Below are 22,248 nucleotides of genomic sequence, written 5' to 3' on the forward strand. Positions count from 1 at the left end.
CGGTTCAAATGAAGGCCATGCCGCCGTTGACGGCGAGGTTCTGACCGGTGATGAAACTGGCGTCGGAACTGGCCAGAAACACCGCGGCGCGGGCGATCTCGTCGACCTCGCCCATACGGCCCAGGGGGATTGCCTTGAGCATGCCCTGCACCCACTCATCGGGGATGTCGGCCATCATCGGGGTGTTGGTCGGGCCGGGCACCAGGGTGTTGACGCGGATGCCACTGGCGGCGAGCTCGCGCGCCATGCTGCGGGTAAGCCCCATGACCCCGGCTTTGGCCGCGCAATAATGGCTTGGGCCTTCGCCGGTCATCGCGGCGGTGCTGGAGATATTGATCACCACGCCCTGGATGGCGTGCTTTTGCATCAGCCGCACCGCTTCACGACTGCACAGGAACGTGCCCGTGAGGTTCACCCCAATGACCCGCTGCCAATGCGCGTCCGGGGTGTCGACAAAGGCGTCGACCGAGCCGACACCGGCGTTGTTGACCAGGATGTCGAGGGCGCCGAAACGGGCTTCCAGCTTGTGCATGGCCGCCGCCACCGAGTCGCCGTCGGCGACGTTGCACGCCAGCGCCATGGCGTGCTCACCGAGGCCTTCGATCGTCTGCTCGGCAGCCTGCAGGTTGATGTCGGCCGCCACCACCCGTGCGCCGGCCTCGGCAAAGCGCTGGGCAATTGCCCGCCCCATGCCTTGCCCGGCGCCCGTGATCAGGGCCACTTTGTTCGCTAACTTCATCGTTGATCTCCCGCAAGCCTTGGCTTCCCCGATCACCTGCACTACACGCTGGATGATCGAGCACGGGACGAATCATTAACCCTGTACAAAACCGCAACATCGTCCGATAAGACTACGCAGCTGTGCTTGCCCATATGCCGCAAGCAAGTGGTCTGAATGGACGATGTGCCCGAGCATGATCGGCGCCACGCTCCTGCTCACTAGAACAAAACCGGGAGCACCCGTCGTGAACTCTTCCAACCCCGTTACCTGGCGTAGCCACTACGCACTGTTCGTGCTGGCCGTGATTTACATCTTCAACTACATCGACCGGCAGTTGATGGCGATCCTGATCGAGCCGGTCAAGGCGGAGTTCGGCATTTCCGACACGGGCATCGGCCTGCTCTCGGGGGTGACCTTCGCGGTGTTCTATACCCTCTTCGGCTTCCCCTTGGGCCGGCTTTCCGACCGTATCGGGCCGAAGCCGGTGATTGCCGCCTGCTGCATTGCCTGGAGTGTGATGACCATGGCCTGCGGCCTGGCCACCAGTTTCTGGCTGCTGGTACTGGCGCGGATCGGCGTAGCGGTCGGTGAAGCCGGCGGCACGGCGCCTTCGGTGGCGATGATTTCGCAGCTTTACCCGGCAAAAAACCGCTCCACTGCCCTGTCCATCCTGATGCTCGGCTCAAGCTTCGGCGCCATATTCGGCCTCGGCTTCGGTGGCTGGATCGCCCAGCATTACGGCTGGCGCTCGGCGTTCCTGATCATTGGCGTACCGGGCATCCTGCTGGGGCTGTTGCTGTGGCTCACTGTTCGGGCGCCGGCAATTGCCAGCGAAATGCAGACCAAGGTCCAAGTGATTCAGGAAGGCTGGGCGAAGACGGTGGCCAAGCTGATGGAAACCCCCTCGTTCCTGTGGCTGGTGCTGACCGGCGCGTCCAGCGCTATCGCCGGCTATGCGATCGGCACCTGGAGCCCGAGTTTCCTGATCCGCTCCCACGGCTTGAACCTGCAGGATGCGGGCTTTCTGGTCGGTGTGGTAGGCGGCAGCGGCGCCACCTTCGGCACCCTGGCCTGCGGCATCATTTCCGACCGCATGGCCCGCCGTGATGCGGGCTGGCAGATCGGCGTACCGCTGCTTGCCACCCTGGTCAGTATCCCGTTCGGCTTGGCGTACTTCCTCTGGCCAACCGGCATTCTGTTCCATCTGGGCAGCACCCCGGTACCGGCCGCGTTCCTGTTCTATGCAGGCTTTGCCTTCTTTGGTACCTGGTGGGCAACCCCATGCCTGGGTGCCGTCACGCATCTGTTCCCGGCTGCGCGCCTGGCCCAGGCCACTTCAATCTTCGTCATGGCCATGACCCTGTTGGGTGTCGGCGTCGGCCCGCTGTTGATCGGTGTCCTCAGCGACCTGTTTGCCCCGTCCCTCGGCACAGAAGCGCTGCGTTACGCCCTGGCCACCTCCATTTCGATGCTGATGCTCTCCACCGTATTCCTGGGCATGGCCCTGCCCCGCTACCGCGCTCAACTGCAGCGCTCGGCTGCACCGACTGCCACACCTGAAAATGCCGTAACTGCCTGATCAATGGAGATTCGAAGATGTCAGAACAAGACCTACCGTTGCCTATCGGCCACTTCGTCACCCTCGACAACGGCCTGCGCCTGCATTACCTCGACGAAGGCAGCGGCCCCGTCGTGGTGTGGTTGCATGGCAGTGGCCCGGGCGCCAGTGGCTACAGCAACTTCAAGGGCAACTACCCCGACTTCGTCGCGGCCGGCTTTCGTAACCTGGTGATCGACCTGCCTGGCTTCGGCCGCTCGGACAAACCCGACAACGTCCAGTACAACCTGGAATTCTTCGTCAACGCCGTGTCCGGCTTGCTCAAGGCCCTTGAAGTGCAGCGCTGCACCCTGCTCGGCAACTCGCTGGGGGGCGCCATCGCCATTGGCCTGGGGTTGGCCGAACCGCAATTGCTCGACAAGCTGATCCTGATGGCCCCGGGCGGTGTCGAGGAGCGCGAAACCTATTTCAAGAAGATCGGCATTCAGCGCATGGTCGAGCTGTTCAACGCAGGCCCGCTCGACATCGACAAAATGCGCCAGATCATGAGCCTGCAGCTGTTCGATTCCTCGCAACTGCCCGACAGCCTGCTGGCCGAACGCGTTGCCGTGGCCCGATATCAGCCGCACTGCCTGTTCTCGACCATGATGGTGCCGAACATGACCGAGCGCCTTGAAGAGCTGCGCGTCCCGATTCTGGGGTTCTGGGGCACCAACGACAACTTCAACCCGGTTGGTGGCGCAATGAAAGTGCTCGACAACGCCCCTGACGCCCGCTTTATTCTGCTCAATCGCTGTGGACACTGGGTTCAGGTGGAGCACCGTGAGTTGTTCAACCGTTCCTGCCTCGAGTTCCTGCGCCAAGCCTAGTCGCCGTACGCAACGTACCTTGCGACAGCAGCAACCTGGCCGCTGTCGTATCGACTGGCTTCTACCAAGGGCTGACATAACAATGACAAAACTCTCCCACTTGCTTGAGCCTGGCCGCATCGGCCCCCTTCAACTGCGTAATCGCATCATCATGGCGCCCATGGGCTCCAACTTCGCCGAAGCCGACGGGCAGTGCGGCGAACGTATCCAGGCCTACTACGAAGCACGTGCCGAAGGCGGTGCCGGGCTGTTGATCATGGGTGTGTGCGCCGTCGCCTTCCCCGCCGGTACCGCCGAGCCTTACCAGGTCGGCGTCTCTTCTGATGAATTCATCCCGGGCCTTGCCCAACTGGCTGAACGCGTGCACAGGCACGGCGCAAAGATCGCCATGCAGTTGCAGCACGCCGGTAAGAACGCCATACGGGACATGGCTGCGGGCCGGCCGCTGTGGGTACCGTCGCTGCCCCCGGCCAGTAACTCCGACATGATGCAGGCCTTGACCCCGGAAGAGCTCGCCTCCTTTGTCAGTGCCGTTCGCGGTCGCAAAGGCGGGATCGAGATGCGGGTGATGGACCACAACGACATCGCACAGATGGTCGAATGGTTCGCCGCCGCCGCCGGGCGTGCGCAGCGCGCCGGGTTCGATGGCGTGGAAATCCATGCCGCGCACAACTACATCATCGCCGGCTTTCTATCGCCGTATTACAACCGCCGTGAAGATGCCTACGGTGGCGCACTGGAAAACCGTGCGCGCTTGCTACTTGAGGTGCTGGCCGCCATCCGCGCGCGGGTTGGCGCCGGCTTTGGCGTCTGGCTGCGGCTCGATGCCGAAGAGCTGCTCACCCCCGGTGGCATCACCCTCGACGATGCCAAGGCGATTGCCCGCCTGGCGCAAAGCGCGGGCGCCGATGCGGTCAGTGTCTCGGCCTATGCCATGACCAGTAGCGGCGTGGCCTTTACCGAAGCGCCGCTGGTGCAAAAGCCGGCGGCCTTTCTCGAATGGACAGCGGCCATCAAGCAGTGCGTGAGCATTCCGGTGATTGCCGTCGGGCGTATCGAGCCTGAAACCGGCGACGCAGCGATTGCTGCCGGCCAGTGCGATTTCATTGCCATGGGCCGCAAGTTGCTTGCCGACCCACAATTGCCGAACAAACTGCAGGCCGGGCAGCTGCAGGCCGTTCGACCGTGCATTTACTGTTATGTGTGCGTCAGCCAGATCTTCATCAACCAACGGGTCAAATGCGCGGTCAACCCGCAAACCGGCCATGAAAGCGAGCGCATCATCACGCCAGTGGCAGCCGCGCAACATGTTGCGGTGGTCGGCGGTGGCCCGGCGGGCCTGGAAGCCGCACGCGTGGCGGCCTTGCGTGGCCATCGCGTGACGCTGCTTGAGCGCAGTGACCGCCTGGGCGGTACCTTGTTCTTTGCGGCCCTCGCCTACCCCGAGAACGGTCGCCTGCTCGACAATCTGCTGTACCAGGTGCGGCAACTGCCCATCGATGTACGCATGGGCAGTACTGTAGATGCAGCCCTGCTGCGCGACCTGGGCGTCGATCAGGTGATTGTTGCCACCGGCGCACAGCGCGCCGCGCCGGACATCCCCGGCGCCGAGCAGGATCATGTATGGAGCGGTGATGAACTGCGCCGGCTGATGACCGGCGACCGCGCCGAAGAGATTGCCCGGCGCAAGCTGTCACTGACGCAACGCACCCTGATGAAGGCCGGCAACCTGATCGGCGTCACCGACAGCACCGAAGCCATGCAAAAGCTGTCACGGGTGTGGATGCCCTTGGGCAAGCGCGTGATCATTGTCGGCGGTGGGCTGGTGGGGCTGGAACTGGCGGAGTTCCTGATTGCGCGTGGGCGCCAGGTTTGCGTGCTGGAAAGCAGTGGCCACCTGGGCCGGGAACTGGCGATTGTGCGGCGTTGGCGGGTGCTGCATGGCATCCGGGTGCACGGTGGGCAGCTGCTGACCGGGGTGAGCGTTACCGCCATCGACGGTAACCGCGTGCGCTATCAGACAGCCGAAGGTGAAGCTGCCGAGGTGCGTGGTGATTCGGTGGTGCTGGCCAGTGGTGCGACGCCTGATACCCGCCTGAGCGATGCACTGAGCAGCGCCGGACTGAAGGTGGTCAGCATTGGTGACTGCCAGAGCCTGGGGTATATCGAAGGCGCCATCGCCGCAGGCAATCGCGCTGGGCGAGAAGCCTGAGGCAAAAAAAAACCCAGGTGCTTACCTGGGTTTTTTTGGCTTCGCCGTTACCGCCCCATCGCCCTCGCCGCATCGGCGGTGTACATGTCCGGGGTGAATTTGGCTTCGTTGAGAATCGGCCCTTTCTTCGATTCGTTGGTCATGGCGTAGCCGGTGTACTGGCCCGAGTTCAGGTCCATGAAGAACTGCGAACCGGCCTGCCAGGCGCTCATGTCCGGGTGGTAGTAGTAGTTGATCATCGCGTGCTTCCACAGCGCACCACGGCTGTCATAGTTGTCCGAAACCACCGCGTTCCAGGTGTCTTCGTCGATAAACAGCACACGCTTGCCGTAGACATGGCGGTAACCCTCTTTCAACTTGGCCTCAAGCACCCATACGCGGCGCAGCTCGTAGCGCATGTAGTCGGGGTTGGGGTGGTTGGGGGTAAGCATGTCGGCGTACTTGATGTCACCGGTATTGGGTTTGAAGGCGTTGGCCGGCACATAGACTTCGCGTTTGCCGATCAGCGTCCAGTTGAAGCGCTCGGGCGAGCCGTTGTAAAGGCGGTCTTCGTCAACCGTCATGGTGCCATTGGTGCCGATCATCGGTTGATCGTAACCGTAGCCAGGCAGTTGTCGCACGCGCCGGGTGGACGGGCTGTAGCTCCAGGCCTGGCGTGGGTTGGCGAGGAAGTTGTAGGGCTCTTGGGAAATACTCACCACACCGTTGTCACGCACCGGCTTCAAGGTGGTGTTCCAGCTCATGGCCTGTATCTGGCTTTCGGTTTTTGGCTCGACGGTCGGTGAGTTGGCCTGCGAGAGGTTGCGTGCATGGGCGCGGCCCCAACCGATGCTGCCGTTTGGCAACACCGAAGCCAGGTCGCTGACCTTTTCTTCGGTGTAGGCCCGTGCCGGCAGCTGGTGGTTCCACAGCAGCTCCATGCCGTTTTTCGGAATAGGGAACGGTACCTGGCCAATCCCCTCGATGCCCATGCCGTCGTCGACCAGCTTGGCGCTCAGGGCGTTCTTCATCGCCCGCTCGCAGACATAGTCCGGGTAACGGAAGTCCCGATGGCCTGGGTAGATGTTCATTTTGTAGGTGGTGGGATAGCGCTTGAGCAAGGCCTTCTGGCCTTCGGTCAAATGGCTTTCGTACTGGCCCATGTTCTGCGCGGTGATCACCAGGATGGGCTTTTCGTTGGCGTAAGGGTCGACCGGTTGATCGCCAGAAAACTTCACATGGTTCCAGCCCGGCACTTCGCCCAGGTATTTGCCGGTGTAAGGCGGGATGGTGCCCTCGGCATTACCGGCTTTCTCGGCACCGACACAGGTCAGCTCCTTACCGAGCTTGGCAGCCTCTTCAGGCGACACTTGCGCAAGTGCGTTGCCTTGCAGGCCGACATTGGCGGCCACTGCAGCTACGAACATCACGCCTTTTGTTGTTATTTTCATCGGTTGGCTCCTTCGCAGACCAGGACTACTGGGGTACCTCCATTGTTCCTGATCTGCTGGGGAGTACATCGTCCGGAAAGACTAATCAGTCAGGCACCGACCAATAATTCCTTGAGTTGCGCCTTGACCACCTTGCCAGACGCATTGCGCGGCAGCGGATCACGTTGCAGGTGTACCTCGGCCGGTACCTTGTAGGCCGCCAGGCGCTGGCCGATAAAGGCACACACCTGGTCCTGGGTCGGCGCTGGCTGCAGCTCGCTGCGCAACACCAGGACCAGGCGCTCGCCCAGTTCCTCATCGGCCAGGGCAAAGGCGGCCGCCTCGGTCACCCCGGGCATTTCGCAGATACACGATTCCACTTCACTGGCGGATATCTTCTCACCCGCACGGTTGATCAGGTCCTTGGCGCGGTCGGTGATGTACAGGAAGCCCTCCTCGTCCAGGTGGCCAATATCACCGGTGTCCAGCCAACCGTCGCGCAAGGTCTCGGCACTGGCTTCAGGCAGCCGCCAGTAAGCGTTCATCAGGGTCGGCGAACGTAGCCAGATCAAACCGCTGCGCCCCGCCGGTAGCGGTGAATACGGGTCCGGCCCAATGCATACATCCACGATCGGCAGCGGCCAGCCCACCGAGTCGGGTTTGTAGACGAACTGATCGCCGCCCACTGCGGCACCGATGCCGTTGCTTTCGGTCAAGCCATAGCCACTGCCACCAATTGCATGGGGCTTGCGCTTGCTGATATGCGCCAGCAGCCGACTGGAGGCCACCGCCCCGCCCAGGCCGAGGCCGTACAGGCTGTCGCTGTCGGTGCTGGCAAACCGCGGCGAGCCAAGCAATTGCTGCATCATTACCGGTGCGCCATTGAACTGGGTACAGCGCTCATCTCGAATCAGGTCGAAGGCTTTGTCCACGTCCCATTTGTACATCAGCAACAACCGCCGGCCGCTGCGCAGCCCCAGCAAAAACTGCGCATGCAGGCCACTGACATGGAACAGCGGCACCGCCATCAGGTTGGTCGGTGCCAGGCCACTGGCGATCACCGCCTGGATCCGCTCGGGCGAACTCACGGCGCAGAACGCCGACTGGAACTCCAGTGCCGCCAGTGCCTGGCAAATGGCCCGATGGCTGGACAGCACGCCCTTGGCCCGGCTGGTGGTGCCTGAGGTATAGAGGATCAGCGCCGGGTCAGCCGGATTGATCTCGATGGCCGGCAACGCCAGCAGCGGCCCCTGGATCAGCGCCTCGAAACGCTGGCAGTTGGCCGATAATGCTTGCCCCGCCGGCATGCCAACCACAATGCTGACCAGTCGCTGTGCCAGCAGGTCGCTCGTCAGCAATTGCAGGCGTTGCTCGTCACAGACCAGCACCTGCGCACCGCTGTCTTGCAGGCCATGGAACAGTTCGTCACGCAGGCCCCAGCTGTTCAACGGCACGCACACCGCGCCACAGCGCTGGACCGCAACAAAGGCCACCAGCCAGGCAGGCTGATTGCGCATGGCAATGGCCACCCGGTCCCCCTGCTTTACCCCGAAGCGCTGCGCCAGTTGCGCAGCCAGGCGGTCGACCTGATCGAAAAACCCGGCAAACGTCAGCCGCTGCTGCTCCCACACCAGAAACTCTCGCTCGCCGTGTGCACGGCCTGCATCGATGGCTTCGAGCAAGTTCGCCGGTGCACGGCGAAAATACCGCAGGCCGTCGTCGGGCGAAGACACCACCTCGAACGGCGAACCCGGGCCGATCAACTGCTGCCAGGCATTGCGCCACTGTTCCAGCTTCATGTTCTAGTTCTCCAAAGACGCGAAAGCGGCGTAACGCGCACACTGGAAGTCACTGTCACCCAGGCACGCCTGGGCCACGCGAATCCGCTTGAGGTAAAGGCCGACGTCCAGCTCATCGGTGACACCGATGCCACCGTGCATCTGTACCGCCTCGTTGCTGACCTGGGCGGCCACCTCACCGGCTTTCCATTTGCCCAGGCTCACCCGCCGGCCGCGCTCGGCCGCGCTCAATGCGCTGTCGTCGAGCGCGGCCAATGCCGCCATTACAGCGCTGCGGGCCAGCTGCAACTCCACATGCAAGCGCGCAGCCCGATGCTGCAGGGCCTGGAACGAACCGATGGGCACGTCGAACTGCACGCGGGTCTTCAGGTAATCCAGGGTCATGGCGAACAGTTGCTCGGCGGCGCCGAGCATTTCGGCAGCCAGGCACGCACGCCCCCGGTCCAGGGCCTCGTCCAGCACCGGCCACGCCGCGCCGAGCGTACCGAGCAAGGCGTCGCTGCCCACGTACACGGCACTCAAGCGCAGCCGCGCGCAATTGCGCGAGTCGATCAGGGTCAATGCGCTGACCTGCACGCCCGGCGTGTTCGCCGGTATCAGGAATACACTGATGCCCTGCGTTTCACCTGCACGGCCACGGGTGCGCGCCGCTACCAGGTACGCATCGGCGCCCAGGCCATCGATGACGAAGAACTTCTCGCCATCCAGACGATAACCACCAGACTCGGCCGTCGCGGTCAGTGCCGTGTGCTCGGGGGCATGACGCGGCTTTTCATCCAGTGCCAGCGCCAGGCGCCGCTCGCCACTGATCACCGCCGTCAGCCACTGGTCCTGTTGCGCAGCGCTGCCCGCCAGATGGATCAGCGAGCCACCGAGCACCACGCTGGACAACAAGGGGGAGGCCGAAAGGTTTCTGCCCATGGCCTCAAAAACCGGCCCCAGGCCCATGCAGCCGAATTCAAGCCCGCCCAACGCCTCGGGAAATGGAATGCCGCTCCAGCCCAGGCCCACTGCTTCTTGCCACAGTTGCGGGTCATACCCAGGCGCACTTGCCGCGTCGCGCAGGCGCCGCTGCGCCGCTACCGGGCTACGCGCCGCCAGAAAGTCGCGGGCGCTGTCGGCCAACAGGCGTTGCTCTTCGCTATACACCAGACTCATTTTCAAACTCCCCTCAAGCGCTGGGCAGGTTCAAGACCCGCTTGGCGATGACATTCAACTGCACCTCCGACGAACCGCCGGAAATGGTCAGGGCATAGCTGTTGAGCCAGCCACGGGTAATCGCCAGTTCCTGGCTGCTGAACGGCTCGCCTTCAAGGCCCAGCGCGCGGTAGCCAAGGGCATCGAGGAGAATCTCGAACTTGTCGCGTTCCTGCTCGGTGTGCACCAGCTTCATGATCGCCATGATTGCGCTGGTATCCAGGCCAGCCCTGGCCTCCTCGCCCATGCGCTGCACGGTCAGGTTGTAGGCATGTTCATTCATTGCGCAGGCCTGGGCGCGAGCCCGCAGGGCCTGATCGGCAGGCGCGTGGCTGTCGGGCAGGTAGCGTTCGATCAACGGCAGCAGGTGAAAGTGCGTGGGCAGGCTGAACTCGCCGAACTTGGACATGGCCTTGCGCTCGTGCTGCAGCAGGCTCTTGCCCAGGTTCCAGCCACCGTTGAGCGGCCCGATCAGCTGGCTTTGCGGCACACGCACGTTATCGAAGAACACCTGGCAAAAAGCCGACTTGCCGCTGATCAAGTCAATCGGCGCGACGGTCACCCCGGGGCTTTTCATGTCCAGCACGATCAGGCTGATCCCCTGATGCTTGGGTGCTTTGGGATCAGTGCGCACCAGCGCGTACATCCAGTCGGACTTGTCGCCGTAGGAGGTCCAGATTTTGGTGCCGTTGATCACGAAGTCATCGCCATCGGCCACCGCCGAGGTCTTCAGGCTGGCAAGGTCGGAACCGGCATTGGGCTCGGAGAAGCCCTGGCACCAGCGCACTTCGCCACGACACATCGGCGGCAGCAGCGCCTGTTTCTGCGCTTCGCTACCGAACTCAAGCAGCACCGGGCCGAGCATCCAGATGCCCAGGTTGATCTGCGCCGGTCGACATTTGAGCCGGCGCAGCTCGCTTTCCAGCACCGCGTTGTGCTCGGTGCTCAACCCGCCACCGCCATATTCGCTCGGCCATTGCGGGCAGAACCAGCCCTTGTCACGCATACGCTCGAACCAGAGACGGGCGTCTTCGTTGGGAAAGTCTACCTGACGGCCACCCCAGACGATTTCGCCGTCGGGGGTGGCCGTGCGCAGCGATGGCGGGCAATTGGCTTCCAGCCATTGGCGCGTCGCTTGCCTGAATTGCTCGATTGCGCTCATTCTTTCACCTGAAAGGGACGTTATTGTTATTCGCTTCAAGGGTACAACGGTGAATCAGCGTTGCGTGCGCGGCATGCCCAGGCCGAACTGGGCGATCAACTCTCGCTGGATTTCATTGGTACCGCCGCCGAAGGTCAGGTTCACCGAGGCGCGCACTTCATACTCCAGCTCGCCGAGCAGATACGCCGCCGCAGAACCTGCCCGCGTCAGGCCGCTGGCACCGACGATGGCCGACAGCTTGCGCAGGATCTCGATCGCCGATTCCGAGCCGTAGACCTTGGTCGTCGAGGCCAGCGCGACGTCGACGCGGTCACGCTCAAGGTCGGCGGCAATACGGAAGTTGATCAGACGCATGGCTTCGAGCCGGGCATAACACTCGGCCAGATCGCGCCGCACCCAGGCATGGTCGGTAGCACGTTTGCCCTGCTCATCGGCACACCGTGCCCACAGGTAAACCCGGCTGAACAGGCTGACGACTTTGTCCGACCAGGCACCCAGGCCCAGGCGCTCGTGGTTGAGCTGTGCGGTGATGAGTTTCCAGCCACCGTGCAGTTCGCCCACCAGCATCTCCCCGGGCACCCGCACGTTATCGTAATACGTGGCGGCCGTGGGGTTTCCGGAGGTCGGGATCAGCGTACTGGAGAAGCCTTCGGCCTGGGTATCGAGAATCAGGATCGAGATGCCCTTGTGCCGCGCCTGTTCGGGGTCGGTACGGGCCGCCAGCCAGATGTAGTCGGCCGAGTCGGCGCCCGAGGTCCACAATTTGCTGCCGTTGACCAGAAAGCCGTCGGCGTCCTGGCGCGCGGTGGTTTTCAGCACGGCCAGGTCGCTGCCGGCACTGGCTTCGGAATAGCCAATGGCAAAGTTGATCTCGCCGGCGGCAATGCCGGGCAGGAATTTGTCTTTTTGCAGCGCCGAGCCGTGGGCCATCAGGGCCGGGCCCACGGTGCTGATGGTCACGAACGGCAGCGGTGCGCCGGCGATGTTGGCTTCTTCGAAGAAGATCAATTGCTCGGTGGCCGCGTAACCCTGGCCGCCATAGGCCTTCGGCCAGCCAACCGCCAGCCAGCCGTCACGGCCGATCTGGGCAATGGTGCGGCGAAACAGCTCGCCACCTTCGGTGCCACGCATCTGCTCGCGCAGTTCGGGGGTCATCAGGTTCTGGAAATAGTCCCGGACCTTGAGCCTCAGGGCATGCTGTTCGGGGGTGAGATCGACGAACATGGGACGCTCCTTATACCGCGCCGAGAATCAGGCCGCTGGTAGGCACGCCGGTTCCGGCGGTCACCAACACGTTTTCGACACTGTCCACCTGGTTGGCCGCCGTACCCCGAACCTGGCGCACGGCTTCGGCGATGCCGTTCATGCCGTGGATGTAGGCTTCGCCCAGTTGCCCGCCGTGGGTGTTGATTGGCAGTTTGCCGCCACGGGCATGGTGCCCGGCACGGATGAATTCCTTGGCCTCACCGCGCCGGGCAAAGCCGAACTCTTCCAGTTGCGGCAGTACGAAGGGCGTGAAGTGGTCGTAGATCACGGCGGTTTGCAACGCGTCCGGGCCCAGGCCCGACTGGCTGTACAGCTCTTTGGCGACCACACCCATTTCCGGCAACCCGGTGATGTCGTCGCGGTAGTAGGAGGTCATCACCTGTTGCCCGGCGCTGATGCCCTGCGAGCCGGCCTTGATGATGACCGGCTTTTGCCTGAGGTCTCTGGCCCGCTCGGCCGAGGTGATCACCATCGCCACCGCGCCATCGGACTCCTGGCAGCAGTCGAGCAGGTGCAACGGCTCGCAGATCCAGCGCGAGGCCTGGTGTTCTTCAAGGGTGATCGGCTTGCCGTAGAAAAATGCCTGGGGGTTGGTGGCGGCAAAATCGCGCACTGCCACCGCCACCCGGCCGAAGTCCTCGGAGGTAGCACCGTAGGTGTGCATGTAGCGCTGGGCAAACATGCCGACCCAGGCCGCCGGGGTGTGAAAACCGTGGGGCATGTACCAGCCGTAATTGACGTTCTCGAAGGTCGGCGTCGAGGCAAAGCCGTAGCTGCCGGTGCCGAAACGGTACCAGGAGCGTTCGTTCATCGCCCGATAGACCACCACTACTTTAGCCACCCCGGTGGCCACCGCCATTGCCGCGTGCATCACCGGCCCGCAGGCGGCGCCACCACCGTGGGGTACCTGGGAGAAGAACTTGACGTCCTTGCAACCCAGCAGGCGGGCAATTTCGTACTCCGGGACCTTATCGACCGAATAGGAACTGAAACCTTCGACTTCGCTGGGGTCAATTCCGGCGTCCTTGAGCGCCGCCAGTGTCGCTTCCATGGCCAGGCGCAGTTCGGTGCGCCCGGAGTTCTTGGAAAACTCGGTCGCGCCCAGCCCTGCAATGGCGGCGCGCCCGGAAATCGACGAATTGGTCATCTGTGTTGTCTCCCGCGAATCAAGGCAGAACCAGCGCGACCGTGCCGGTCACGTGATTGCCCATGGAGTTTTTGCCCTTGAGGGTCACTTCCAGGCTGCGCGTAGCGGCATCCTGATGGGTCACTTCGCCGCTGAAGGTCATGCTGTCGCCGGGGTAGTTCGGCGCACCCAGTTTGATTTTCAGCGAACGGAACTGCACCTGCGGGCCGCTCCACTGTTCGATGAAGCGTTGCACCAGGCCGTTGGTGGTCAGGATGTTCATGAAGATATGGGGCGAACCCAGCTCGCGCGCCGCGTCCAGGTCATGGTGGCCGGGAAAGTAGTCGCGTGTGGCTATCGCCCCACCGGCAATCAGGCCGACCGTGATCGGTATCGTCAGCTCGGGCAGTTGCTCGCCGGGGCGCACGTCTTCAAAGCGCTTGGTGTTCATCGAGGTCATATTTCCATCCCAAGGTAGTGTTATCGCTCAACCAGTCGCCGAGACGCTCCAGGATCATCGACGACCCGCCCAATGCGCTGCTCAGGGCGCGGCTCCAGTAGAGAAAGCGATGGATCGGATACGTCAGGTCGACGCCGATGCCGCCATGCACATGCTGTGCGGTGTGGCCGATGCGGTGCCCGGCTTCGCACGCCAGGTACGCGGTGGCCAAAGCTTGCGAAGGGGCCGGCAGACCGGCGTCGAGGCGGTAGCACAATTGCCACAGGGCACTGCGCAACACCTCCAGGTGCACATGGGTGTCGGCCATGCTCATTTGCACGGCCTGGAAGCTGCCAATGCAGCGGCCGAACTGCTGACGCTCACTGACATAGGCCACGGTGCGGTGCACCTGCTCGGCGCTGACGCCCAGCTGCAAGGCCGCCAGAGAGGCAATCGCACGCGGTGCAAGCCAGTCCAGGGCGGCAGCAGGCAGCACCTGCTGATTGCTCAGGGTGACGCCGCGCAAGCTCAGGTCGGCAAAGCCTTCGCCGTGGGTCATGACCCCCGCTACATGGCTGATGCCTGACTGACGCAGGTCCACCAGGACCAGCCGTGGTTGCCCCATCACCCGGGCCAACACCAGCGCTGCCACCGACTGCTCGGCCAGGGCCAGCGCCGCAACCCGGCCGTCGAGGCGCCATCCGCCCTCTTCTGCGCTGGCCTCAAGCTCGATGCCGCGCACCGTGTTCAGGCCATCGAGGCTCAAGGTCAGCAAGCCTGTGCCTGCAACAGCCTGTTCCACCCACGGCGCCAGCGACTTGTCGCCGAACTCGGCGAGGGTGGTCGCGGCCAATTGGTGACGCCACAACGGCACTTGCGCCAGGGCGCCGCCCTGGGCATCGAGGATCTGCACCAGCTCGGTCATGCCCAGCCCGCTGCCACCGGCCACCTCGGGAATGGCCAGGGCATGCAGGCCGGTTTGTACGCAGCTGTGCCACAGGTCTTGCATATAGGCCTGCCCGCTGAGGTCCCAGTCACGCAGGCGCTCGTCGGTGCAGTAGTCGCTCATCAGGCTGCCGGCCATTTCGGCAATGGCACGCTGGTCTTCGCTGAGTTCAAAATCCATGGTGCCTCCTTACTCTGCCGCAGGACGGAACATCGGCAGCGCCAGGTCGTCGTCGAAGGTCTGGAACTCGACCTCCACACGCTGGCCGATGCTGATGTCTTCAGGTTTGACGCCAACCAGGCCGGCGATCAGGCGCACGCCTTCGTCCAGTTCGATCAGGCCGATCGGGTTGGGGTGATCGAACGGTGCCACTTGTGGGTAGTGCATCACCACGAAGGAGTACAACCGGCCCTTGCCGCTGACCTGCCGGGTGTCCCAGTCGAAGCAATGGCACTCGATGCACACCGGTGCTGGCGGATGGCGCAAGGTGCTGCACTGCGTACAGCGCTGGATCAACAGCTTGCCTTCCTTGCAGCCGTCCCAGAAAAACCGCGTGTCGTCGCTGACACCCGGCGCCGGACGCTTGGCCTGTAACGGTTCGGCCACGGGCTGGGGCGGCGCCTGGACCTTGTGCACGTTGGCCGGGCGGAACTTGAATACCCGGAACAACAGCTCGCCGACTTTTTCGTCGCCCGTGGCCTGCTGCGAGAAGTAACTCATGACCAGGGTGACAAAAAATCCGGTGCCAAGGCCGGTGGTTTTTTCCTCGCCGACCGAGTCCAGGCGCGTGGTGTAGTACAGCTTTTCGCCCAGGCGCAGGTTGCGCTCGAAGGTCAGTTCAGAATTCACCGCCACCACCGACGGATAGCCGTAGCTTTCGATCAGGCCGAGCACTTCATAAGGGTTTTCGCGGGTCGAGCCGGGTGCGTAGTTATTGATGTGAAAGCCTTCCATGCACCAGATCTGCAGCATGGGTGGCGGCGCGATGATGCCGTCATTGCAGCTGTTTGCAGCTGCCACGGGGTCGGTGTAGAGCGGGTTTTCAAGGCCTATGACTTCGCACCACTGGCGAATCATGGGCGCGTTGACGTCGTCCCAGGCGTTCACGCGACCGTACTCGCGCCCTACCAGGGCGCGCACTTTGGATAGCAATTCTGGATCAGCCAAGTTCGTCTCCTGCGTGTTCAAAGCGGCGCCCGCAACGCAACGCCGACGTGGGTCGATCAGTGCGGGGCAGCCTGCGCCGCACCGAGATAAGCCGGGCGTTCACCACCGCCATGCAGCAACAGGTTGCAACCGCTGGCGTAGGTGGCGAGCGGTGAAGCGATATAGAGGCAGGCGTTGCCGATGTCCTCGGGTGCCGCCATGCGCCCGGCCGGGATACCGGCGCTGACCGCAGCGATGCCTTGCTCGTCGCCATAGTGCAGGTGGGCAAGCTCGGTGCGTACCAGGCCCGGGCTTACCGCCACCACCCGCACCTTGGGCGCCCACTCCGCTGCCAGCGACTGCACCAGGGCCAGCACGCCGGCCTTGGCTGCGCCGTACGCTGCCGTGCCCGGCGAGGCGCGCAGGCCGCTGATGCTGCCAATAAACACGATGCAACCGCCGTCGGCCTGGGCCTGCATCATCAGGTTGGCTTGCTGGGCGACATTGAGCGGCGCAATCAGGTTGAGGCGGATGATCCCCTCATGAAAACGCGGCGAGGCGCTGGCGGCTTCGGCCGAGGGGCTGCCGCCGGCGTTGTTGATCAGCACATCAAGGCGCCCGTAAGCGAGGCGGATGTTGTCGAACAGGGCTTGCAAGGAAGCCTGGTCGCGCACATCGGCGGCAATGAAGTCCGCCTGCGCCTGCGCCACGCTCGGCAATTGCTCGGGCAGGTTGCGCCCACACACGACCACCTTGGCCCCTGCGGCCAGAAAGCTGCGGGCAATGCCGGCGCCAATGCCCTTGGTTCCACCGGTGACCAATACCACCTTGCCGTTGTAATCCAGCCCCGAGTGACCACTCATGGCACGCTCCTCATGCTTGTGTTGAGGGCCACTCTAGGGACAAAACCGCTCGGCCACGTCGTCTGAACGGACGATGAAGCGCGGCGCCACGCTGGCAACAATCCGCGCAATGGCGCCCGCTCTGCGGTGCCTACTGCCAGAGGTCGATCATGTCCGATTCACTTACCGCGCCGGTGCTGCTGGAATACCCGGCGCCAGGTGTCGCCCTGGTGCGGCTCAACCGCCCGCACGCCACCAATGCCCTGAGCCTGGAGTTGCAGGCACTGCTGTCTCGCTACTTCAGTGAGCTGGGGAGCAACCCTGATGTGCGCTGCATTCTGCTGACCGGCGGCGACAAGGTGTTTGCCGCAGGGGGCGATATCAACAGCCTGGCCGGGGTGGGCCCGATTGATATCTATCAGCGCCATACCGAGCGGGTCTGGGCGTCGATCCAGCACTGCCCCAAGCCAGTGATCGCGGCGGTGTGCGGTTACGCGTATGGCGGTGGCTGCGAGCTGGCGATGCTCGCCGATATCATTGTTGCCGGGCAGAGTGCACGCTTCTGCCAGCCGGAGATCCGGATCGGAATCATGCCCGGGATTGGCGGCACCCAGCGCTTGGTGCGAGCGGTAGGCAAGGCCAAGGCGATGCGGATGGCGCTGACCGGTCAGCCGATAACGGCTGAGGAGGCCTGGATTTCAGGGCTGGTCAGTGAAGTTGTGGCCGATGACCAGGTGCTCGATCACGGCTTGAAATTGGCCCAGGTGGTTGCAGCAATGCCGCCGTTGGCTGCCGAGCAGATCAAAGAGGTGATTCTTGCGGGGATGGACGCGCCGCTGGAGGCGGGTTTGGCGCTGGAGCGCAAAGCCAATGCGCTGCTGTTTGCTTCACGCGATCAGAAAGAAGGCATGCAGGCGTTTATTGAAAAGCGGCCTGCCCGGTTCGAAGGGCACTGAGGCCGGCCCAGCCCGAACAAGCGCACCAGGGGCCCTGCGCCCAGCCCTGCGGAGGGACACCGCGATCTCTGTGGGAGCGGGCTTGCCCCGCGAAGCAGGCACCGCGCTGGATGGCACGGGCTTCGCCCGTGTTCGCGGGACAAGCCCGCTCCCACAGTGATCATGCAAGTTTTTAGTTTCTGAGCTAGACAGTTGCTCCCTTGACGATGGATGACCAAACATTCTGTGCAAAATTTAGCGCGGGGCCTGCAGAACCGCTTCACGCAGCTCACCCTTGACCACCTTGTTCGAGGCATTCACCGGCAGCGCTTCGAAAAACCGGACCTGTCGTGGCACTTTGTAGTTGGCCATGCGCGCTCTGGCCCAGGCGATCAGCGACGGCTCATCCAGCTGCTGGCCAGCACGCACTACCACGCAGGCACACCCCACCTCCCCCATGCGCTCATCCGCAACCCCGATCACCGCCACCTGCGCGATGGCCGGATGCTCGATCAAACCAGCCTCGATCTCTGCCGGGTAGCAGTTGAAGCCACCGACGATGAACATATCCTTGAGCCGGTCGGTAATCTGCAGGTTGCCATGCTCATCCAGGTTGCCGATATCGCCAGTGTGCAGCCAACCCTCGGCATCGATGGCCTGCGCCGTCGCTTGCGGGTCATTGAAATACCCCCGCATCACATGAAAACCGCGCAGGCAGATTTCCCCTGACTCGCCCGTGGAGACCGATTGGTTATCCGCCGAACGGATGCACACTTCAGTGCCCTCGATGGCCCGGCCACTGGTGCCGGCAACGATGTCGGCGGGGTCATCCGGGTTGCAGATGGTCGCCAGGCCGCCACACTCCGTCAGCCCATAGGCGGTGGTCACCACGTCGACTCCGAGCTCCCGGCGCATGCGCTCGATCAGCACCGGCGGGATCGTCGATGAACCGGTCACAGCGATGCGCAAGCTCGACAGATCGGTTTCGGCCAGGCGCGGATGAGCCAGCATCGACAAGTACAGCGTCGGTGGCCCTGGCAACACGCTGATGCGCTCGGCGGCAATGCGCTGAAACACAGCTTCGGCATCGAACACCGCATGCGGCAGGATAGTCGCGCCAGCCAGCAGGCAGGTCAGCCAACCGGCCTTGTAGCCAAAGGCATGAAAAAACGGGTTGATGATCAGGTAACGGTCACCCGGCTGCAGGCCAATGACCCGTACATACTCGTTGTAGGCCCGCAGGTTCTGCCCGTGGGCACTCATTACACCCTTGGGCTTGCCGGTGGTGCCGGAGGTAAACAGCAAGTCGGACAAGTCTCGCGGACCCACGGCCACCGCACGTTGGCGGGCTTGCAGCTCACTCACAGACTCGCCCTTGGCGAGAAAGCCGGACCAATCCAGGTCGCCGGCCAACGCCGGCTGCCGTGTGCCAAACACCACCAGCTGTTCCAGGCTGGCCGGACGCAGCGGCGCCAGCATGGCCGGGTAGTCTACCCCCAGAAATACCCCTTGCATCAACAGCACGCGCGACTGGCTACGCGCCAGGATATCGGCCGCCTCGGCGCCTTTCATGCGGGTATTGATCGGCACCAGTACAGCACCCGCACAATGCACCCCCAGGGCGGCGACCACCCAGTCACGGCAATTCGGTGCCCAGATCGCCACGCGGTCGCCCGCCTTGATCCCCAGTGCCATCAGGCTGCGGCAGACACCCAGTGCCAACCCAGGCAAATCCCGGTAATCGGTGGCAATGCCGTCTTCCTCGATCGCTGCCCGCCCGGCAAAGCGTTCGGCACTGGCGAATAACAAGGCGGGAATCGACAAAGGCAACAGGTTCCAGGCATGTACGCTGCCCGGTAATGCTGAACATGCAGTCATAGTGACAAACTCGGCAATCGGGTTATTCGGGAAAGAGCACCCGCAGGTGCTCGCTGCGGGCCAGGGACTGGCAAGCCAGCGTCCAGCCCTGGTCAATTTCGTGTTGATCAAGGGCATCGTTGCGCAGCATCTGCACCTGACCACTTTCGACCGTGCACATGCAGGTCGCACAGGAGCCGACAAGACAAGAACTTGGCGGGCTCAGGCCGGCCCGGCGCATGGCGTTGAGCAGGGTTTCGCCTTCGGCGCAGGGCACTTCGAACTCTTCACCGTCCAGGCGTACCGAAAGCTGGCTGCTCGGGCGGCGGGTATCGACAGCTGCCGGTACTACGACTTCGCCCTCTTCGGGCAGCGAGACAAAGCGCTCGACATGTACCTGCGCACTCGGCATGCCTAACGCCTGCAAGGCAGCGACCGCGGCATCCATGAACGGTCCGGGGCCGCAGATGAACGCCTCGGCACTGACGAACGGGCGTGCCAGTTCGGCCAACTGGCCTACCGACGCAATGCCCTGCACCGAGTCGAGCCAGTGGATCACTTGCAGCCGATGCGGGTGCGCGCTGGCCAGGGCCTTGAGCGCGTCACGGAATATCACCGACGCTTCGTCGCGGTTGGCGTAGATCAGCAGAATGCGCCCCGTACCCGCCAACAACGCCGAGCGCAGGATGGACAGCACCGGGGTTATGCCACTGCCGCCGCCAAACAGCAGCAGGTCTGTGTCCAGCTGGCGGGGCACAAACACCCCGGCAGGCGCCAGCACCTGCAAGGTATCGCCCGCCTGCACGGCGTCACAGAGCCAGTTCGAGGCGCGCCCGTCGCGCACCCGTTTGATCGTGACCCGCAATGGCTCATCAAGCAGTGGCGTGCTCGACAGTGAATAGCAACGCGGCAACCACCCCCCCTGGTGAGGCACACGCAGGGTCAGGAACTGCCCAGGTCGATAAACAAAGCGCTCGGTGAGCGTTTCTGGCAGCTCGAATTCCAGAGAGCGGCTGTCGGCGGTCTCTTCAATCACGCGGCTCACACGTACTGACAGGTAATCCAGGCTCATATCAATTGCTCGCTGGGTTCGATTTCGGCGTCTGCCCTGGTCGCCGTCAGCGACCGCCCGGCACGTCGCCCGGAAAACACACAATCGGCCAGCGACAGGCCGCTGACGTACAAATGGCAAGGAATGCCGATGGCGGTACGCCCGGCCGCGTACAAGCCAGGGATCGGCAGGCCTTGAGCGCCCAGCACCGCACCGCTGTCTTCATCGACCTTGAGGCCGCCCAGGGTCAACCCCCCGAGGGGGAACAGGGGGTTGCTGACGGAAATGTCACAGGCATAGTACGGGCCCTGATCGAGTACCTGACGGCTGCCTTGCGACTTGCCGAAGGCATCCTCGGCGTCCCCCCGGGCGGCCGTGTTGTAGGCGTGCAGTGAGTTGCGCAATACATCGGCACGCATGCCGGTAACCTGTGCCAGCTGCTCGATGCTCTGGCCCTTGCGCACACCACGCAGCATCAGCAGCAACGCCGGCAAACTCTGGAACCACCAGTAACCGTCGAACAGCGCTTGCCTGATCGACTGCTTGCGCAGGCGTGCGTCCAGCACCAGCCAGGCCTTGCCGCCCTGCTCTTCACACAGCGGCTGACCCAGGGTGGCGCCGTAGACCTCTTCGTTGACGAAGCGCTGGCCGAGGGTGTTGACCACAATGCCCTTGGGCCAGCAAAACGGGGGGTTGATGAAGCGCCAGGCCGACACCCGCTGCAAGCGATCGCTGACCCCACCGACACTCACGCCCAGGCGCAGGCCACTGCCATCACAGCCGGTCGCGCCGACTTTGAAGTTGCGGCGAAACTTAGGCGCATGCTCGCTGACCATCTCGCGGTTGAAGATGAAGCCACCGGTGCTCAGCACCACCCCTCGCCGGGCGCGTACCAGCCGCGGCCGGGCAAAGTCGATTTCCAGCTGGCGCACGCGTTTGCGCAAGGTGTCGCAGTAGCGTGGGGCAAAGTTTTGCAGGCGTTCGGCACGCGCCGCCCATTTGGCATGCAACCGCGCCTGGGCACTACCGGCTGGCAGGCACCACAACTCTACGCCGACTACCCTGCCGGTCTGGTCGCTTACCAGGCGCCGGGCAGCGGACTGAAGTTGCGGCCGCACGCCGTTGCGCAGGCAAGCCGCCTTGAGGTGCGCATACAGCACCGCGCCACATTGACCCTTGCCTACCGTGCGATGGCCACGCGGCGCCGGGGGTAAATCGCTACGGTGCGACGGTACCAGCTCATTGCCGGAGTAATAGAGAAACTGGCCATCGGCTGGATACGAGGTTTTACCGCCGGGCGGCATGCTGTGGGCATAGGGCACGCCATGGCCCTCCAGCCAGGCCAGGTTGGCGGCACTGTCCTGGCAAAAACGCTGCAATGTTGCATCGGCGACCACACCCTGGGTTTCGTGCTTGAGGTAGGCGAACATCGCCGCGGGCGTGTCGCTGAAACCAGCGGCCTGCTGCTGGCGGGTGCCACCGCCGGCGTAGACCACGCCACCGCTCTTGGCACTGGCACCGCCGCCGGTGAAACGGTCGGCGACCAGCACGTCCGCGCCCTGGGCGCGGGCCTCAAGGGCAGCGCAGGCGCCGGCCGCCCCCCAGCCGATCACCAGTACATCACAGTGGTCATCCCAGTGCAGGGCGTCGGCATCGGGCACCTGCAATGCCGGCTGGATATCGGTACACGTCGATTTGACAGCGGCTGGCATA

The 22,248-nt window shown here is 63.6% G+C and carries 18 protein-coding genes; 4 read left to right on the forward strand and 14 right to left on the reverse strand.

Annotated features, from left to right (window positions below):
- Window positions 1-4 precede the first annotated feature (4 nt).
- Complete coding sequence (locus P0Y58_16675; protein WEK28540.1) at window positions 5-739, reverse strand: SDR family oxidoreductase; 735 nt, start codon at window positions 737-739, stop codon at window positions 5-7.
- A 226-nt stretch (window positions 740-965) separates the two neighbouring features.
- On the opposite strand from P0Y58_16675, the gene P0Y58_16680 reads away from it, so the two are divergent.
- From P0Y58_16680 to P0Y58_16690, 3 genes are all read left to right on the forward strand, one after another.
- Entirely contained in the window at window positions 966-2,300 is a 1,335-nt protein-coding gene (locus P0Y58_16680) for an MFS transporter (protein WEK28541.1), read from the forward strand.
- Between the two features lie 17 nt (window positions 2,301-2,317).
- Window positions 2,318-3,148, forward strand: coding sequence for an alpha/beta hydrolase (locus P0Y58_16685; GenBank protein WEK28542.1), 831 nt, complete (start codon window positions 2,318-2,320; stop codon window positions 3,146-3,148).
- A gap of 82 nt (window positions 3,149-3,230) precedes the next feature.
- On the forward strand, window positions 3,231-5,360 hold the full coding sequence (locus P0Y58_16690; protein WEK28543.1) for an FAD-dependent oxidoreductase: 2,130 nt from the start codon (window positions 3,231-3,233) through the stop codon (window positions 5,358-5,360).
- A gap of 47 nt (window positions 5,361-5,407) precedes the next feature.
- Here the strand turns inward: P0Y58_16690 and P0Y58_16695 are convergent, their stop codons facing one another.
- The 10 genes from P0Y58_16695 to P0Y58_16740 form a co-directional block, all read right to left on the reverse strand.
- A complete protein-coding gene (locus P0Y58_16695; GenBank protein ID WEK28544.1) occupies window positions 5,408-6,790 on the reverse strand; it encodes a DUF1329 domain-containing protein in 1,383 nt (460 codons plus the stop codon).
- Between the two features lie 89 nt (window positions 6,791-6,879).
- Entirely contained in the window at window positions 6,880-8,568 is a 1,689-nt protein-coding gene (locus P0Y58_16700) for a class I adenylate-forming enzyme family protein (protein ID WEK28545.1), read from the reverse strand.
- 3 nt (window positions 8,569-8,571) lie between these two features.
- Complete coding sequence (locus P0Y58_16705; protein ID WEK28546.1) at window positions 8,572-9,726, reverse strand: acyl-CoA dehydrogenase family protein; 1,155 nt, start codon at window positions 9,724-9,726, stop codon at window positions 8,572-8,574.
- A gap of 13 nt (window positions 9,727-9,739) precedes the next feature.
- On the reverse strand, window positions 9,740-10,927 hold the full coding sequence (locus tag P0Y58_16710; protein WEK28547.1) for an acyl-CoA dehydrogenase family protein: 1,188 nt from the start codon (window positions 10,925-10,927) through the stop codon (window positions 9,740-9,742).
- Window positions 10,928-10,981: 54 nt separating this feature from the next.
- Window positions 10,982-12,151: an acyl-CoA dehydrogenase family protein gene (locus P0Y58_16715; protein ID WEK28548.1), complete on the reverse strand. Its 1,170-nt coding sequence runs from the start codon at window positions 12,149-12,151 to the stop codon at window positions 10,982-10,984.
- A gap of 10 nt (window positions 12,152-12,161) precedes the next feature.
- On the reverse strand, window positions 12,162-13,340 hold the full coding sequence (locus tag P0Y58_16720) for a lipid-transfer protein (protein WEK28549.1): 1,179 nt from the start codon (window positions 13,338-13,340) through the stop codon (window positions 12,162-12,164).
- A 19-nt stretch (window positions 13,341-13,359) separates the two neighbouring features.
- Window positions 13,360-13,779: a MaoC family dehydratase gene (locus P0Y58_16725; protein WEK28550.1), complete on the reverse strand. Its 420-nt coding sequence runs from the start codon at window positions 13,777-13,779 to the stop codon at window positions 13,360-13,362.
- Window positions 13,751-14,884 (reverse strand): acyl-CoA/acyl-ACP dehydrogenase, encoded by a 1,134-nt coding sequence (locus P0Y58_16730; GenBank protein WEK28551.1) that lies wholly within the window; start codon window positions 14,882-14,884, stop codon window positions 13,751-13,753. The genes P0Y58_16725 and P0Y58_16730 overlap by 29 nt, the downstream gene beginning before the upstream one ends.
- Window positions 14,885-14,893: 9 nt before the next feature.
- Window positions 14,894-15,871 carry a bifunctional MaoC family dehydratase N-terminal/OB-fold nucleic acid binding domain-containing protein gene (locus P0Y58_16735; GenBank protein WEK28552.1) on the reverse strand — a complete coding sequence of 326 codons (978 nt, stop codon included), beginning with the start codon at window positions 15,869-15,871 and terminating at the stop codon, window positions 14,894-14,896.
- A 56-nt stretch (window positions 15,872-15,927) separates the two neighbouring features.
- Window positions 15,928-16,713: an SDR family oxidoreductase gene (locus tag P0Y58_16740; GenBank protein WEK28553.1), complete on the reverse strand. Its 786-nt coding sequence runs from the start codon at window positions 16,711-16,713 to the stop codon at window positions 15,928-15,930.
- Window positions 16,714-16,862: 149 nt separating this feature from the next.
- Here P0Y58_16740 and P0Y58_16745 point away from each other — a divergent pair, with 149 nt between their 5' ends.
- On the forward strand, window positions 16,863-17,648 hold the full coding sequence (locus tag P0Y58_16745) for an enoyl-CoA hydratase (protein WEK28554.1): 786 nt from the start codon (window positions 16,863-16,865) through the stop codon (window positions 17,646-17,648).
- Between the two features lie 234 nt (window positions 17,649-17,882).
- Here P0Y58_16745 and P0Y58_16750 read toward each other — a convergent pair whose 3' ends face one another.
- Genes P0Y58_16750 through P0Y58_16760 form a run of 3 tightly spaced genes read right to left on the reverse strand, consistent with a single transcriptional unit; the run spans window position 17,883 to window position 22,247 of the window.
- Window positions 17,883-19,505 (reverse strand): FadD3 family acyl-CoA ligase, encoded by a 1,623-nt coding sequence (locus P0Y58_16750; protein WEK28555.1) that lies wholly within the window; start codon window positions 19,503-19,505, stop codon window positions 17,883-17,885.
- Window positions 19,506-19,527: 22 nt separating this feature from the next.
- Window positions 19,528-20,556: a ferredoxin--NADP reductase gene (locus P0Y58_16755; GenBank protein WEK28556.1), complete on the reverse strand. Its 1,029-nt coding sequence runs from the start codon at window positions 20,554-20,556 to the stop codon at window positions 19,528-19,530.
- Window positions 20,553-22,247: an FAD-binding protein gene (locus tag P0Y58_16760; protein WEK28557.1), complete on the reverse strand. Its 1,695-nt coding sequence runs from the start codon at window positions 22,245-22,247 to the stop codon at window positions 20,553-20,555. Before P0Y58_16760 ends, P0Y58_16755 begins: the two co-directional genes overlap by 4 nt.
- Window position 22,248: the final 1 nt, after the last annotated feature.

Source organism: Candidatus Pseudomonas phytovorans (genome assembly GCA_029202525.1).
Classification (GTDB): Bacteria; Pseudomonadota; Gammaproteobacteria; order Pseudomonadales; family Pseudomonadaceae; genus Aquipseudomonas; species Aquipseudomonas phytovorans.